Here is a 16470-nt window from a genome sequence, read left to right on the forward strand (position 1 = left end):
ATCTGATTTACATAAACATCCAGCTCGTGCGCGTTCAGACCATGTGGATACACCGCTGCATCGGTTCCCAGCGCGATCTTCACGCCCGCCTGCATCGCGCGTTTGATGTTCTGCTTGGCCACCGCGCTCACATCCACCATCTTCTGATGATAAAAAGGTGGCAGATTTCCCTTCTCCACGATCCAGTCTTCGAGATAGAGCGTCGGCACCAGGTACGTTCCGCGCTTCTTCATCTCCGCAATCGCTGCGTCGTTGATGTAGCTTCCATGCTCGATTGAGTCCACGCCGGCCTCTGTCGCCCACAGAATTCCTTGCGCCCCATGCGCGTGAGCCGCCACTTTCCGCCCCAGTCGGTGCGCGTCCGCGACAATCGCCTGCATCTCCTCGAGGGTGTACTGCGAAGCCTGCGGATCGTCACCCTTCGACAGCACGCCGCCAGTCGCGCAGATCTTGATCAGGTCCGCGCCGTATTTAATGTTTTGCCGGACCTGGTGCTGCACCTGTGCGATGCCATCGGCAACTCCATCGCCCACCAAGTGGTACTGGATCGGCAGCAGGTTCTCATCGCAATGTCCCCCGGTAATCCCGAGCAGCGGCCCGCTTACCTGCATATGCGGCCCTGGTACTTGTCCGGCATTGATCGCATCGCGCAGGTCCACATCCACAAATCCGCTGGCGCCCACATTCCGCACGGTTGTGAAACCCGCCATCAGCGTCGTGCGCGCGTTCACCACGCCATTAATCGCTTCTTTTGCCGATGTAGAAGTGAGTTCTTTATATGGGTCGAAGTCCGGATTCATCGTCAGATGCGTGTGCACATCGATCAGCCCGGGCATTACGGTCATCCCGCCCAGGTCCACTACCGTGTCGCCTGGCCCTGCGGTTACTGAGGCTGTCGGTGCAATCGATTGAATCGTGTCTCCCACCACCACGATCGTCTGCGCATCCGCAAGCTTGCCTGTTTTCACATCAAGCACATGCCCGGCGCGCACCAGGGTGCGCTTTGTCGCTGCCCTCTCTTGAGCCGCTGCCGCTGTAGAAAGCGCCAGACCAGCCAGCGCCAGGCACAAAGATACCGCAAGCTTACGTTTCAGAATCATTCGTCTTCTCCGTTTCGGGGAATTCTTAGCTGTTTGGGAACTGTTAGCGGAGTGTAACAAATCCTCTCCGCGAGCCGTCCAGCTTCTTTCCCCCGTCGAGGGCCACTTGCCCCGGTCTGATAGTCTTCTGTGCAATGCAGCGGCGCTCGATCCTGCTGCTCTTCTTCAGGCCTCCTCTTCACCTTCGGTGCCGAATGAGCGCGGCCTGGTAATTCGAAAATCCAGAGGAGAAACCATGAAGCTCTCTCAACTCATTCCCGTATGCCTGATTGCCACGGGAATGGCAGTTGCGCAATCTTCCACCGCATCATCCAGTGATAATTCCAAGCCGACTCCGCCGCCCGCGACCAAGAGCTTCGATCTTTCGGCCATCGACAAAAGCGCCGACCCCTGCGATGACTTCTATCAATACGCGTGCGGCAATTGGGTCAAGGAGAATCCAATTCCCGCGGATCAGGTTCGATGGGCGCGCTCCTTTTCGCTGCTTGGTGAGCGCAACCGCTACCTGCTCTGGGAGGAACTCGACGCTGCTTCGAAAGATCCCAAAACGCCGCTCCAGAAAAAGTACGGCGACTTCTACGCGGCCTGCATGAACACCGACCTGATCGAGAAAAAAGGGCTAGAGCCGATCAAGCCCGCCCTCGACCGTATTGCCGCGCTCAACGACACCAAGGGTCTCGCGCCCCTGGTCGGCGGTCTGGCCGAACGCGGCGATCCCGCGCCGCTCTTCCGCTTTGGCGTGCAGGTGGATGAGAAAGATGCCTCAAAGCAGATTGCCAGTGTAGGCCAGGGTGGACTCTCGCTCCCCGATCGAGACTACTACCTCTCCGATGCCAAGCGCTTTCAGACCATTCGCCAGCAATACCGCGAGCACGTGACAAAGATGTTCACTCTCGCCGGGGATTCGCCGGATCTAGCCGCCAAGGAAGCCGATGCGGTGCTCAAAATCGAAACCGCGCTGGCCAAGGCCTCCACCAGCCGCACCGCGATGCGCGACCCGGAAAACCGCTACCATATCTATACTGTCGCCGACTTCCAGAAGCTAGCGCCCGATTTTGACTTCGCGGTGTACTTCAAAGATGTCCAGGTACGCCCTTTCGACACTCTGAATGTTTCCACACCGGACTTCTTCAAGGCGCTTAACGAACTGGTCGCTTCAGAGCCCGTCGATAGCTGGAAGGCCTACCTGCGCTGGCACACAATTCATGCCTCGGCCCCAAACCTGCCCAAGGCCTTCTACGATGAAAACTTTGACTTCTTCGGCAAGACTCTCGCCGGCCAGAAGGAACAAACCCCGCGCTGGAAGGAGTGCACCAGCGAAACCGATCGCGCCCTGGGTGAAGCTGTCGGCCAGGATTGGGTAAAGGCGCACTTCCCGCCCAAGGCCAAGGCCAGCATGGATCAGCTCGTTGCCGCGCTTGAGAAAGCCCTGGCCGCCGACATCGAGACGCTGCCATGGATGAGCGAAGACACCAAGAAAGCCGCAGAAGCGAAACTGGCCCTCTATCGCAACAAGATCGGCTACCCCGAAAAGTGGCGCGACTATTCTGCCATGGTCGTCAAGCGCGATGACGCCATCGGCAACATGCATCGCGACGCCGTCTTTCAGCGCCACTACAACCTGAACAAGCTGGATAAGCCCGTCAATGAGAAGGAATGGGGCATGACGCCGCCAACGGTCAACGCCTACTACAACCCTTCGATGAACGACATCAACTTCCCCGCCGGCATCCTCCAGCCTCCGTTCTTCGATCCGGACATCGATCCGGCCGTCAACTTCGGCGGCATCGGCGTAGTCATCGGCCATGAGATGACCCACGGTTTCGACGACGAAGGCTCGAAATATGACGGCCACGGCAACCTGCGCGAATGGCAGACCGCCGAAGACCGCAAGAAGTTCGTGGAGCGCACCGACTGCGAAGTCTCCGAGTACGGCGGCTTTGAAGCCGCTCCGGCCCACGGCGATGTGCCTGACACCAAGCTCAATGGCAAGCTGACCCTTGGCGAAAACACTGCCGACAATGGCGGATTGCGCATCGCTTATATGGCCTTGCTCGACGTTCTCGCCCAGGAAGGCAAATCCATCAACGACAAGATTGACGGCTACACCGAGGAGCAGCGTTATTTCCTGGGCTTTGCCCAGGTCTGGTGTCAGAACCAGACCGAACAATCAGCTCGCCAGTCGGCAATGGTCGACCCGCACTCGCCGGGTCGCTGGCGCGTTAACGGCACTGTGCAGAACTTCGACCAGTTCGGCAAGGCATTCAGCTGCCACAAGGGCCAGCCGATGTACCCCGAACATTCCTGCCGAGTCTGGTAACCACCTCCATCCCTTCGAAGCCGCGGCGTCAACAAGCAACCGCGGCTTCGGCGGTTCTAACGCCCGCCCAACTTACGATTCGCACCCCTGCCCGTTCTCCCTGCTCAATTCGTGCTTACACGGTGACGTTGCAAGCATTTCCACGTCCAATTTGCATCAGTTACCCGCACTTGATCCGCACGAGGGCGACATGGTTCATCAGGCCGCGCTACCTGCTAATCCTCTCCATGCAACAGCTTGTTTTGGCCTCTCTTGCGCCGAAACTAGGCATAACAACCCCTCGCCTTTTACAATGCATCAGGGACCCATCCCAAACCCAGCTCTGCTGCGGAATTAGCACACTTGGCGGCGCTCGCCTGACCAGGATGAAGGAATCGCATGAAGTTCAGGAAATTCGGCAAGGCACTTCTGATGACCGCCATCTCTGCTGGCGTTGTCCTCAGCATCTCGTCTTGCGTGCAAAGTTATTCAGTTGGCTATCTCTACGTCACGGGAACTCAGACCGCCTCCACCACCGGCGCGGGCATTATCAGCGGCTTCAAAATCGATCACAACACCGGAAATCTCGTTTCGATTAATGGCCTGCCTGTCAGCTCCGGCGGAGCCAATCCCGCCAGGGCAGTGCTGCTGACCGGGGGAAGATTTCTATACGTGTTAAACCAGGGCTCCAACGCTGATGGTTCCCCCTGCAGCGCCACCCATGTCTGCGCAAACGCAAATATCACCCAGTTTTCCATCGGTGGCAATGGCATATTGGCCCCCCAGGGTACCTACTTCACTCAGGGGCATAATCCCTTTCGCCTGGTTGCCGACTCCTCCGGCGCGCATCTGTTTGCGCTGGATCACGATGCACCCGACAATACCGGCTGCTCACTGGTGTTTGGTCCAGCGGTAACCACTTGCGGTGACATTACGAGTTTTTCGGTCGACTCCACCACCGGGCGCCTGAGCTACGTGCTCAACTCCCAGGTCACCGCAGCCAGCGGCGCGCCGCTCCCTTATTTCCCGGTGCCGGCAAACCCCATCGACTTTGTGCTCTCCTCGAATTATTTCCTCACCCTCAGCGGAACACCGGCAATCGGCGACTCGGTTTTCCCCTATGCCTACAACGCTGGGAATGGCCAGCTGACCATCAACCAGAACACGTCGCAGCCTTTGGGCATCAATGCGGGAACGGCGATCGTTGTAGCGAGTGGCGTCACCTACGTACTCGACAACGGCCCCAACACCAATTCACCCGCGTCGAACGGGCAGATCTTCGCCTATTCGCTGGGATCGGGAGGGGCGCTGCAGGCAGAGCCTAACGGGTATATTGCCGACAACCCGGCTTACTCCTATCCGAACTACGTTATCGCCTCAAACAATGGAAAATGGCTCTACGTGCTGAACCGCGGTGACAATACCAACACAACCACACCGCAGAGCGGCATAGCAGCATTTACCATCACCACTCCGTACCAGCTGCTGCCAATCGCCAACGGTGGCCAGATCGGTGGCACTGGTGCCGGCCCTCTATGCATCCTTGAGGACCCGTCCAACCAGTTCATCTACACCGGCAACTACAACAGCTCGACGGTCTCTGGCCTTTCGATTGACCAAAATGATGGCAATCTCATCCCGTTGAGCCAGCAGACGAAGGCAAAGGACAGCTATACCCTACCCGGTCCTGCGACGTGGTGCGTCGCCACCGGGCGTACAAGCTGACACTGTTGCGTCGTTGTCTTCGGGCGGGGACTCGCCTTCAGGCCTGTTCCCGCTGCGAATGCAAAGACTCTGCACGAAGAGCGCAAAGCCGATTCACTGGCAATCGCATAGCTGGATTGGATACCAGATAATTCGGCACAAAGATTTGATCTTGAATGTCACCAAGTTCGCTTCAACACGAAAGATGCGCATGAAGTTCAATAACCCGATTCAGTTGGTGGCTATCTCCGCGGCGAGCCTGCTGGCAGCCACCGTCCTCTCCGCCTGCGCCACGCTCACGGTGGACTTCGTGTATGTGAGCTCCGCCAAAGGGGCCGGCCCAAACAACTACGGAGAGGTCGACGTCTTCGAAATCAACTCCGAATCGGGCCGCATGCGCCAGATCGTCACCTCGCCCTTCCCTTCCGGTGGGCGCAATCCCGTGGCAGAAGCCGTTTCACCCGACGAGGCAGACCTCTACGTCGTTAATAGGGACGACAACACCATCGTTCAGTTCATAATCGGCAGCGACGGCAAGCTGTATCCACAGAACACCGTCAATACGCCCGGCATCTTCCCGCTGGCGGTAACCGTCTCAGGCAAATTCCTCTACGTCGTCAACACCTATCAACCCCTGCCGACCTGCAATCCGGCATCCCCCTGCTCAGGATCCGTCGCAGTATTTCCCATCCTGAGCGCGGAGGAGGCAGCAGCCCTCAAACCCAGTCAGCCTGCTAACACGCTTGGCCCCCCCAAGGTGAACACCAGCATCAGCGCCAGTTACTGGCCCCTTTTACTGTCCGGCACAAGTGCATCCGATGTGTTCGTCCCAACCGCCGTCACTACCGCTGCCTCCGGCGCCTATGTCTACATTACGGGCTACGATTCCAGCACAAACCTCGGCTACCTATTCGGATTTACAGCCAACTCTGACGGCACACTCACCGCGCTTTCCGGCTTTCCGGTGGCGGTTGGCTCACGGCCCAGCGCCGTCACCAGCGATGCAAACGGCGCCTATCTGTATATCACCGATTCCCTGCAGAACCTGGTTTACAGTTTCCAGATCAACGGCGGAGCGTTGACGGCTTCCGGTGGCAGCCCGTTTCCCACCGGCAGCCAACCGACCGCCATTGTGCTCGATGCCACAGCCAAATACGCCATGATCGCAAACGGACAGGACTCCAACGTGGGCGTCTACTCCATCAGTTCCGGAACTCTGAGCCGGCTGGGCACCTACACCACTGGAACGCAGCCCGTAGCCATCGGCATCGACCCTTCGTTGAACCAGTACGTGTTCACCGCAAATTTTCTAGGCAACAATGTTTCAGGCTTTCAGTTGAACCTCAGCAATGGTTCACTCTTGAATTCGCAGTTTTCACCTTCGGGGTCCAATCCCAATCCAACGGCAGTCGCGGCAATTACACACGGCGGTTCAAAGAAATAACTCCGACTCCGGCAAGCTCGCCGGTATGGTCTGCAGAAGATGTAATCCGGCTCGAAGCCGCGCATGACAGCAGTATCCCTTTCAAAGCTTTTACAATGGCTGAAAGGAATCTCAACCAGCACTCTCTGGGCTAAATAATGACGGCCCGTGACGAAGGAAGCGCATGAAGTTCAGCAAATTGAGACAGCTCATGCTGGTCTCTGCCATCGGCCTTCTTATGGCCACGCTCTTTTCGGGTTGCCAGCTTGTGACGATCGACTATCTTTTCGTCTCCACGTCCGCAAGCCAGATCGGCAAAGACCCCACCGCTTGTCCCGCCGGCGAGATTGAAACGTACGCCATCGATTCGGAGTCCGGCGCGGTTCGTTCCGGCGCTCCACAGGTCTGCTCCGGTGGCACCACGCCGGTCGCCCTCGCCGTTTCTCCCGGCAGTCAGAACCTCTACGTCGCCAACCAGGTGGACATGAACATCGTCCATTTTGCCATTGCCAGCAACGGCGTTCTGACCAAGAAGGACAGCGTCACTCTGCCCACAGCGCCCGTAGCCATGGCCGTTAGCGCCGACGGCAATACCCTTTATGCGGTCTCCGGAACCACCACGGCAACGCTTTCGGCTTATTCCCTGTCTTCGGGCGCGCTGGGCTCCCTCACCAACGAGGTCAGCCTCACTATTCCGGGGTTCGCATCCGATTCCGTCGTACCCACAAACATCACTATTCTCAAAAGCGGGAATGCGGTTTACGTCACCGCATATGACTTGTCGTCCTACAATCCGGGCGGGATCACCACCAGCACTGCAAGCCCCGGCTGGTTGTTTGGATTCGCCACCGGTTCAGGTGGTGCATTGGCCCCGACTCCGGGAAGCCCCTACAGCGCAGGTGTCAAACCTACCGCTCTCGCGGCCGATCCCACCAATCGCTTTGTTTACGTTACCGACTTCGCCTCGAATCAGTTGATCGGCTACGGCATCTACAGCGGCTATTCCCTGAGCTTCCTGCTCAATGGCCCTTACAAGAGTGGCGGCCAGCCTACCTCAATCGCCATCGATCCGCGCGGCAAGTTCATCTATGTCTCTAACTCACTCGACTCGAGTGCGACCGCATACGTTATCGATCTGCCGACCGGCACGCCGTCCCAGGCTGTGAACACAACGGGATCGCAAACTAACAACACTGACACACAGCCGGTTTCTATAGCAGTTGATCCCGCGCTCGGCCGTTATGTTTACACCGCCAACTTCCTCGGCAACTCGGTTTCAGGATTCAGGCTCGATCCGACCGGAGGCACGCTGAAGCAGACTCAGGCCACCCCCTATCCCACCGGCCTTCACCCCACTGCTCTGGCTCTGGTGCCGCACGGCAACCACTCCACACAAACCGTGACGCCCTAGCACAACCATCTTCCTGCTACTGAGAGCCCAGCCCACCGGCTGGGCTTTCCATTTTGGGTGGTATGCCCTTCTTCGTGGATTCCTGCACCTAAACGTTTTACTAGAGGCTATCCCACCGCTATACTGGCTCCGCATCGGACGCGCAGTAATAATTGCACGCAACCGCAAGGAGATCGCTCCGTGTCTCGCCACTTCAAGTTCATTGCACCTCTCGCACTTATCGTTCTCTTCTCGTTCTCTCGCTCTCTTGTTGCCGCTCCCGCGCCAGAACATGACCGGTTTCGCGTCGCCGTTTACATCCCCGTCTTCGTCGTGCAGAAGATGAAGGATCCGGCCTACCTTCAAAAATCCTGGGATGATCTCTCCAGCCAGGTCAAGATAGACAAGGTCTACATCGAGACCTACCGCAGCGGAACCATCGCCGACGATGCCAACCTCGATCAAGTCAAAGCCTTCTTCGCCTCCCACAACGTGCAGACCGCCGGCGGGATTGCCTACGTCGGTCGCGGCGATACAGCCGGCGCCGACGCACCCGATGATGCTGGTGGCCAGTTCGTCTCAATGTGCTACACCGACCCCAAACAGCGCGAATACGTCAAGCGCATCGCCGAAATCACGGCGCGCCACTTCGACGAAATCATCCTCGACGACTTCTTTTTCAACAACACCAAGTACGATTCCGACATCGCCGCGAAAGGCAATCAAAGCTGGGACGCATTTCGACTCAAGCTCATGGATGGCGTCTCCCGCGATCTAGTGCTCGGTCCCGCGCGCGCCGCCAATCCCAAGGTAAAAATCATTATCAAGTTCCCCAATTGGTACGAGCACTTCCAGGCCAACGGCTACGACCTCGACCAGGAACCGAAGCTCTTCAACGGCATCTACACCGGCACCGAGACCCGGGACCCCGAAGACAACGACCAGCACCTCCAGCAATACGAAAGCTACGAAATCATTCGCTACTTCGACAACGTTGCCCCCGGCCACAACGGCGGTGGTTGGGTCGACGTCTACGACAGCCGCTACATCGACCGCTACGCCGAGCAGTTGTGGGACACCATGCTCGCCAAGGCGCCGCAGATGATGCTCTTTCAGTACAGTGATCTGCTCCGCCCCGCGGAGATGGGCAATCGACAGTCCTGGAGCAGCCTGGCGACCACCTTCACCGCCGCGGGACTCGACAAGTGGCATGCCGATTCGGGCAGCAGTTCGCCGGTCAGCTACGCCAGCGCCGCCGGCTACGCGCTCTCGCAGGTCAACACCGTCTTAGGCAAACTCGGCAAGCCCATCGGCATCGCCAGCTACAAGCCCTACCAGTCCACCGGCGAAGATTTCCTGCAGAACTACCTCGGCATGATCGGCATTCCAATCGACATGCGCCCCGACTTTCCCACCGACGCGCACACCATCCTGCTCACCGAACAGGCGAAATTCGATCCCGATCTCGTAAACAAAATCCGCACTCATCTCGAACAGGGCGGCAACGTTGTCATCACCACCGGGTTACTGAAGCAACTCCAAGGCCAGGGCCTCGAACAGATCGCCGACATTCACACCACAGGCAATGTGCTGCGCGTCAATGCGTACTGGGGCGGATATGGAGCCGGCAGCGGAGCCAATCTCGGCACGACCTCGGAAATCCTTGTTCCCGAAATCGCATTTCTCACCAACGATGCGTGGCCCATCGTCCGTGGCACCGCAAACGGCCGCGGTGCGCCTCTTCTTCTGATGGACCGCTACTCCAAAGGAATTCTGTACGTCCTCACCATTCCCGAAAATGCCAATGACCTCTACGCACTGCCGCAGCCAGTGCTAACTGCAATTCGCCGCTACATTCTGTCTGGATTTCCCTTCATCCTCGACGCACCCAGCAAGGTCAGCCTCTTCGCCTACGACAACCACGCCTTCGTCGTGGAATCCTTCCTCGACGCACCTGCAGACGTAACGATTTCACTCCTCGACGAGGCATCGCGTCTGCGCAATCTCGCAACCGGCGAAGAGATTGAAGGCAAACGCGCCGCCGTTAGCCGAGGCTCGCATCGCGCACCCCACGTCGAATTCCACATCACCCTACAGCCCCACAGCTTTCTGGCCTTCGCCGAGAGCCAATAGCGAACAACTCAATGCGCCCTTTAACCTGGAATCATCATTCCAGAGGGAGTCGCCGGATCGCTAACCACAAGCCGACAGTCCAAAGGCTCAGGACTGATGTCCCAGGCATCCCTTGCCCGGCACTTGTCCGAGATGATGGATAGGATCGCTAAGGGCCGGAAGACGTGAAAAAATCAGTGAAGGCCGCAGATGAACTTCCATATAGGTGGGTGAGTTTTTTGCATCGGTGTTCATCCGCATTCATCGGGGGCACCCGCTGGAATCGCGCCAGGAGGACTTGCGAGATGCGGAAAGGGTTTACCAGAAAACCACAAGCGGATGAGCCCGCGACGCCAGTCAAGAACTACATAACGCCCAGCGGGCTCGAGCGCCTCAAAGATGAGCACCGGTTTTTGCTCACCAGGGTCCGCCCGGGCGTGGCGGAGGTGGTGGCGTGGGCTGCTGGCAATGGCGATCGATGTGAAAACGCCGACTATCAGTACGGCAAGCGGCGGCTGCGGCAGATCGATGGGCGCATTCGCTTTCTCACCAAGCGAATCGAAGCCGCGGAAGTGGTGGACCCGGAAGCTCGGAGAGCGGGGCAGTCTGCGACGAGGGCATTCTTCGGGGCGACCGTGCGCTATGCCAATGCCGCGGGCGCGGAGCGAGTGGTGAGCATCGTAGGCACCGACGAGGTCGATCTCAACCGCAACCACATCAGTTGGGTGTCACCTCTGGGGCGCGCCTTGATGAAATCGGCAGCGGGTGACAGCGTCGTTCTCCTGGCGCCAGGCGGGACAGAATACCTGACGGTGCTGGAAGTGTGTTACGAGCGCATTTCTGTGGAACCGTTCCGTGAACCACCGGGATCCTCAGCCTCGACAAAGAGAACTCCCTCGCCGACACTCACCTGACGAAGAAGAGACGATACGGCACAGGTGGTGAAAGAGCGACGCCCCCGATAGAGCGCTATCGGCTTTTGGCAAGTGACGGGAGATGAGTTGAGTGCTCATAAACGCCCCTCAGACCTTCTATCTTCCACCGGGCGTCAACGAGCGCGTTATCGATGACGGGCTCACCTACATCCGAAAGGTCCATCCGTTGCATATGGGAATAAGCATCCGCCACATAGCAACTTACGCGGCGATGCACCAGCGTCGTCCCGCGCTCATCTCCACACGTGCATCCACCCGCGGAGAATGCGTTGGGCGGGCTTCTCCACAAAATGAAGCGCCAATAGCGCAAGGCCAATCAGCAGCAGATAGCTGATCCACGGATCAAATCTCGCCAGCCCCAGCCGATCAAGCACATGTGAATCGTGAATCATGTTCCACAAGTTGAAGTGCAGAAGATAGAGGCAATAGCTCGCCTCACCCACGAACACCAACGGCCGCAGCCCCAGCAGTTTCGACAGCGGATTTACACCAGCCAGCCCGAGAATGATGCAGCCAAACAGTGGCATGAAAAACCCGTCGTGCAGCAGCGGATAAGGCAGCCTGGGCGCCTGCGTGAGCACCGCAAACGTAGCCGCAAATCCGAAGATTCCCAACACCAGCCGCCGCGTCCCCATGCGCGGGACAATCTCATCCAGTTCCGCGAGCAGTATGCCGAAGACAAAACTTGCCAAGTGCGGAATCGGCGTGTATTTCAACGCCTGCAGCCACTTTCCATAGCTGAAGCGGTCCACGTGCGCCAGCCCATCGGGGTTGAAAATCACGTACAGAGTTCCCGGCACCAACCCAAGTATCCACACAAATCCCATCTTGGCCAGGTGCGGTCCTACCTGTTCCGGCTTCTTCCACCGCGCCATCCACGGAAACAGCACGTAGTAGAACGACTCCGCCGACATCGTCCACGCAGGCGTATTCAGGAATGTTGCTATCTCCGGAATCCACCCTTGTAGCAGCAGAGGAGAGAACACCATTCCCGTCCAGAACATTCCATGAGTGTGGTCCCCCCACTCCACCGGAATCATTTTGACCGACAGGATAAGGCTCAACAGATAGATCGGATAGAGCCGTGTAAATCGCGCCTCATAGAACCGCACGTTGCTCAGTTCACCTGAGCGTGCCTTGGCGTTGTAGTTATACCCCAGCACAAAACCCGAAAGCAGGATGAAGAAGCTCACCGAGGCATACCCGGCATTCACCACCGGCGCCAGCGGGCCAAACCAGTTTGGATTGGAAAAGTGAAAGAGGACGATGTTGATAGCCGCGAAACACCGCAGCCCGGTGAGTGCATCAAGCCGCGCTGGCTTCTTTATTTCAACTTGCTGTTTAGACGTCAAAGTGCCGCCAGCGACGCTGTTACCGAGGACCAGCTTCCTGTTAACCTGCGAAACGTCTGACCACTGACAACTGATCACTGATAACTGTTTTCAGGCCGTCACCAGCGAACCGACCTTCTCACCCATCACCACCCGCCGGATATTTCCCGGCTGGTTCATATTGAAAATGATCATCGGCAGGTTGTTGTCTTTGCAAAGGCTCACAGCGGTCAGGTCCATCACTTTCAGCCCTTGCCTCAGGATTTCCATGTACGTAATCTCGTCGTACTTCACGGCGTCCTTCACCAGCACTGGGTCGGCGCTGTAGACGCCTTCGACCTTGGTTCCCTTCAGCAGCACATCGGCCTTGATCTCCATCGCCCGCAGGCTCGCCGCCGTATCGGTCGAAAAGAACGGATTCCCGATCCCCGCTGCGAAAATCACGACACGCCCTTTTTCCAGATGCCGCACCGCCCGTCGCCGAATATACGGCTCCGCCACCTGGTTCATGAATACCGCGGTCATCACCCGGCACTGAACCCCGCGCTGCTCCAGGGAATCCTGTAACGCTATCGCATTCATCACTGTGGACAGCATGCCCATGTTGTCAGCGGCAACCCGGTCCATCTCTTTCGCCTGCTGTGCCACACCGCGAAAGAAATTGCCTCCACCAACCACTATCCCGATCTCCACGCCCAACTTGTGGATCTCGGCGATCTCCTCCGTAATGTCAGCGACCTTGCCGGCATCCAGTCCAAACCGGTTCGGACCAGCCAACGCTTCTCCCGAAAGCTTCAAAATAATCCGCTTATACATGCTTTTTCGAGTATCGCATACGTGAAGGGCCCGGTTCAGACTTGCTTCGGCGGCCGACAAATCCATATATTTCAATGGCGAAACAAAAGGAGCCAGCCCTGGCCCTATTCAAGGCACCTCAATAGGTGTACACCCGCGCATCCCATGCGTGAAGTTTCAGCGTCGTAACGCCGGCCTCCTGCGTGCCCGTCACGTTGGCCAGTACCAGCCTGCCCGCCGTCACTCCTTCGGGTAACTCGTAGTTCAACGGCTTCGGACCAAAATTCAATACCACCAGGAATCGTTGATCCGGCTTCCCCGGCACGCTCAACGTGCGCGTGAATGAATAGACCTGCGCATTGTCCGGATCTAGATCCTTGTAATCGCCATACACAAAAGCCAGGTGCGCATGATGAAGGGCAATCGCTTGCTGCGTATAGTGCAAAATCGACAGCGGGTCCGACTCCTCTTTTGCCGCGTTAATCTCGGGATAGTTCGGGTTCACTGCGAGCCATGGCTTTGCCGCAGCCGTCGTAAACCCGCCATTCGGCGCAGCGCTCCACTGCATCGGCGTACGCGAGTTGTCGCGCCCGAAGCGTTGCGACTCGGCAATAAACTCTGCCTCCGTCATCTTTCCGCCAAGCACCCGCTCCTCGTACGCATTCTTCACCTCGATGTCGTTGAACTGATCGAGCTGCGTAAATGGGTAATTCGTCATTCCCAATTCATCGCCCTGGTAGATGAATGGCGTTCCTCGCAGCGTCATCAGCATCGTCTCTAACAATTTGGCCGACCGTACCCTCAACTCATCCGTCGACGTGTCTCCGAAATTCGACACCAGCCGCGGGTTGTCGTGATTCGAAAGAAATACCGTGTCCCAATCCGTTTTTCCCAAAGCTGTCGCGTGGTGATCGTAGATAGCCTTCAATTGCGGCAGTGTCCACTTCTTTTCTGAGTAGAAGTCGCCGCGATTCAGCCGCACCGCATCGAAGTTGAACACCATGTTCAGCTCGTGCCTCTGGCTGTTGATGATCTTCGGCTCTTCCTCAAGCGTGATTCCGATCGCCTCGCCCACCGTCATCACGTCGTACTTCGAAAGCACTTCACGATTCATCTCCTGCAGGTACTCATCACGATGCGGCCCGTTGGCCCACAAACGCGGCGGATCTTTCATCTCCTCCGGCGTCAGATCAGGCAAGCCAGGCTGCTTTGAAATAAGGGGAATCACGTCCATGCGGAAGCCATCTACACCCTTGTCGAGCCAGAACTTCATCAGCGCAAACACGTCCTCGCGCACCTTGGGGTTGTCCCAGTTCAAATCCGGCTGCTTCACCGCGAAATAATGCAGATAAAACTGCTTCGTCGTCTCGTCCCACTGCCACGCTGACCCGGAAAAAAAGCTCGGGTAGTTATTCGGCGGCAGCGGATGCGCCGGATCAGCCGGGTTCGGTTTGCCGTCGCGCCAGAAATAGTAATCACGGTAGGGATTGTCCTTCGACGATCGCGACTCGACAAACCAGTGATGCTCGTCCGATGTGTGATTCACCACCAGGTCGACGATCAGCCGCATATGCCGCGCTTTGATACCCGCCAGCATGCGATCGAAGTCCGCCATGGTGCCGAACTCCTTCATCACCTCGCGATAATCGCGGATGTCGTACCCGTTGTCAGCATTGGGCGAATCGTAATGTGGTGACAACCAAATCACGTTCACCCCAAGCTTCTTCAAGTAGTCGAGGTGCTGCGTGATCCCGTTCAGGTCACCAATGCCGTCTCCGTTCGAGTCCTGAAAACTCCGCGGATAGACCTGGTACACCACTGCTTCCTTCCACCACATCGGCTCGTACCCATTCACCAATGCGGCGGAATGCTGTCCAGCTTGTTCGGTTTTCGCAGCGCTCGTATCCTGCTGCGCCAAGGTTTGGTCAATTGAAATTGCGGCGAAGACAAATGCAAATGCAAGTAAAACAGTTGTTCTTTTCACGGGCCAAATCATATCGCACTCAGCCCTCATCCGCTCAGTCATCCCGCCCGCAGAGGTCACCCCCTTCCTCATCGCCGTAACCCGCACTTCTGTCCGTACTTAAAGACAGGCCACAGTAACTCCGACGACTCCTGAATCAAGCTCGTGACTTGACATCCTCAATCGATTGGTTTACTTTGCATCGTAAAGTGAGTCTCGATGAGTTTCCCGCTCCATCCACTCGACAAGGCGCTCGGCGATATCACCAGCATTCGTCGCCAGGTCGCGCGCACCACTGAATTCAGAGGGTACGGCGCTGCTACGCTCGCCGCCACCGGTGTGTTTGCGATCGGCGCGGCAGTCACACAAGCCTTCGTCTTGCCCATTCCCGCCAGCAATATCGGCAACTACCTGCGCATCTGGATCACCACTGCCATTCTCTCTGCGATCTTGATCGGCATGCAGACGCTCACACGCACGCGCCGCATTCACTCCGGCTTGGCAGACGAAATGATTCTCATGGCCGTCGAGCAGTTCCTTCCCTCGGTCGGCGCCGGCGCACTTATATCGGTTGTTCTGGTCCGGTTCGTCCCCGGGTCGGTTTGGATGCTCCCCGGCCTATGGCAAATCACTTTCAGTCTCGGCGTCTTTGCGTCCTGCCGCTTTCTGCCCAAGCCCATGACGGCCGCGGGCTGCTGGTACCTGTTCACCGGTCTCATCTGCATCGGCATCGGCGACACGCGCGCACTCACGCCGTGGACGATGGGCATCGCTTACGGCGGCGGCCAATTGCTCGTCGCCGCGGTTCTCCTCTGGGGCTCGAAAGAAGATCGCGATGAAATCTAAACCCTCCAGCAGCCAGGGCCGATTTGCCTACGAAGGCCTCGATCGCGTCATCCACGAGCGGGCCCGCCTCAGCGTGCTCACCTCGCTCATCACCAATCCAAAAGGTGTGGCGTTTAACGATCTAAAGCAACTCTGTGCACTCACTGACGGTAATCTCAGCCGCCACCTCAGCGTTCTTGAAGAAGCCAAAATGGTTGAGATCATTCGCGGACATGACCGTAACCGCCCGCAAACCATATGCCGCATCACTGCATCCGGCCGCAAGCGCTACCTCGAATACCTCACCACACTCGAGCAAGTGGTGCGCGACGCCGTCGGGGGCGCCAAATCCGAAACATCCGTTTCCACTCTGCTGCAAAGCCTCGCTCCTTCGAGAACCTGAACCCTTTTTTTGTCTCCTCACTTTGCAGTGCAAAGCCCAGAACTGGAAAAACCGTAAACACTTAAATCACAATCTGCAGGAACTCACTTTATGATGCAAAGCGAAACAAAATCCGGCACACACGTCGCCATCATCATGGACGGCAACGGCCGCTGGGCCACTCAGCGCGGGCTGCCGCGCGTCGCCGGCC

Annotated in this window: 12 protein-coding genes; 8 read left to right on the plus strand and 4 right to left on the minus strand. The window is 57.6% G+C overall.

What is annotated here, in order from left to right; genetic code table 11:
* On the minus strand, nucleotides 1–1100 hold a 1100-nt coding region (locus WA354_RS02315; protein WP_472811398.1), incomplete at its 3' end, for a metal-dependent hydrolase family protein.
* A 235-nt stretch (nucleotides 1101–1335) separates the two neighbouring features.
* On the opposite strand from WA354_RS02315, the gene WA354_RS02320 reads away from it, so the two are divergent.
* The 6 genes from WA354_RS02320 (at nucleotide 1336) to greB (ending at nucleotide 10942) form a co-directional block, all read left to right on the plus strand.
* Nucleotides 1336–3420, plus strand: coding sequence for a M13 family metallopeptidase (locus WA354_RS02320; protein ID WP_472811399.1), 2085 nt, complete (start codon nucleotides 1336–1338; stop codon nucleotides 3418–3420).
* 378 nt (nucleotides 3421–3798) lie between these two features.
* A complete protein-coding gene (locus WA354_RS02325; protein ID WP_472811400.1) occupies nucleotides 3799–5124 on the plus strand; it encodes a lactonase family protein in 1326 nt (441 codons plus the stop codon).
* 190 nt (nucleotides 5125–5314) lie between these two features.
* Nucleotides 5315–6547 carry a lactonase family protein gene (locus WA354_RS02330; protein WP_472811401.1) on the plus strand — a complete coding sequence of 411 codons (1233 nt, stop codon included), beginning with the start codon at nucleotides 5315–5317 and terminating at the stop codon, nucleotides 6545–6547.
* Between the two features lie 163 nt (nucleotides 6548–6710).
* Nucleotides 6711–7937 carry a lactonase family protein gene (locus WA354_RS02335; RefSeq protein ID WP_472811402.1) on the plus strand — a complete coding sequence of 409 codons (1227 nt, stop codon included), beginning with the start codon at nucleotides 6711–6713 and terminating at the stop codon, nucleotides 7935–7937.
* Between the two features lie 180 nt (nucleotides 7938–8117).
* The gene (locus WA354_RS02340; protein WP_472811403.1) at nucleotides 8118–10049 is read left to right on the plus strand and encodes a hypothetical protein; all 1932 of its coding nucleotides are present in this window, start codon (nucleotides 8118–8120) and stop codon (nucleotides 10047–10049) included.
* 284 nt (nucleotides 10050–10333) lie between these two features.
* Nucleotides 10334–10942 carry a transcription elongation factor GreB gene (greB, locus tag WA354_RS02345; RefSeq protein ID WP_472811404.1) on the plus strand — a complete coding sequence of 203 codons (609 nt, stop codon included), beginning with the start codon at nucleotides 10334–10336 and terminating at the stop codon, nucleotides 10940–10942.
* A gap of 254 nt (nucleotides 10943–11196) precedes the next feature.
* Here greB and WA354_RS02350 read toward each other — a convergent pair whose 3' ends face one another.
* From WA354_RS02350 to WA354_RS02360, 3 genes are all read right to left on the minus strand, one after another.
* Nucleotides 11197–12393 carry an acyltransferase family protein gene (locus tag WA354_RS02350; protein WP_472811405.1) on the minus strand — a complete coding sequence of 399 codons (1197 nt, stop codon included), beginning with the start codon at nucleotides 12391–12393 and terminating at the stop codon, nucleotides 11197–11199.
* Between the two features lie 12 nt (nucleotides 12394–12405).
* Nucleotides 12406–13110, minus strand: coding sequence for a UMP kinase (pyrH, locus tag WA354_RS02355; protein ID WP_472811406.1), 705 nt, complete (start codon nucleotides 13108–13110; stop codon nucleotides 12406–12408).
* A 118-nt stretch (nucleotides 13111–13228) separates the two neighbouring features.
* Nucleotides 13229–15073, minus strand: a complete 1845-nt coding sequence (locus WA354_RS02360; protein WP_472811407.1) for a glycoside hydrolase family 13 protein — start codon at nucleotides 15071–15073, stop codon at nucleotides 13229–13231.
* 198 nt (nucleotides 15074–15271) lie between these two features.
* On the opposite strand from WA354_RS02360, the gene WA354_RS02365 reads away from it, so the two are divergent.
* Nucleotides 15272–15898 carry a hypothetical protein gene (locus WA354_RS02365; RefSeq protein WP_472811408.1) on the plus strand — a complete coding sequence of 209 codons (627 nt, stop codon included), beginning with the start codon at nucleotides 15272–15274 and terminating at the stop codon, nucleotides 15896–15898.
* A complete protein-coding gene (locus WA354_RS02370; protein WP_472811409.1) occupies nucleotides 15888–16280 on the plus strand; it encodes a transcriptional regulator in 393 nt (130 codons plus the stop codon). Before WA354_RS02365 ends, WA354_RS02370 begins: the two co-directional genes overlap by 11 nt.
* The last annotated feature ends 190 nt before the right edge of the window (nucleotides 16281–16470 follow it).

This window comes from Occallatibacter sp., assembly GCF_049802275.1.
Classification (GTDB): Bacteria; Acidobacteriota; Terriglobia; order Terriglobales; family Acidobacteriaceae; genus Telmatobacter.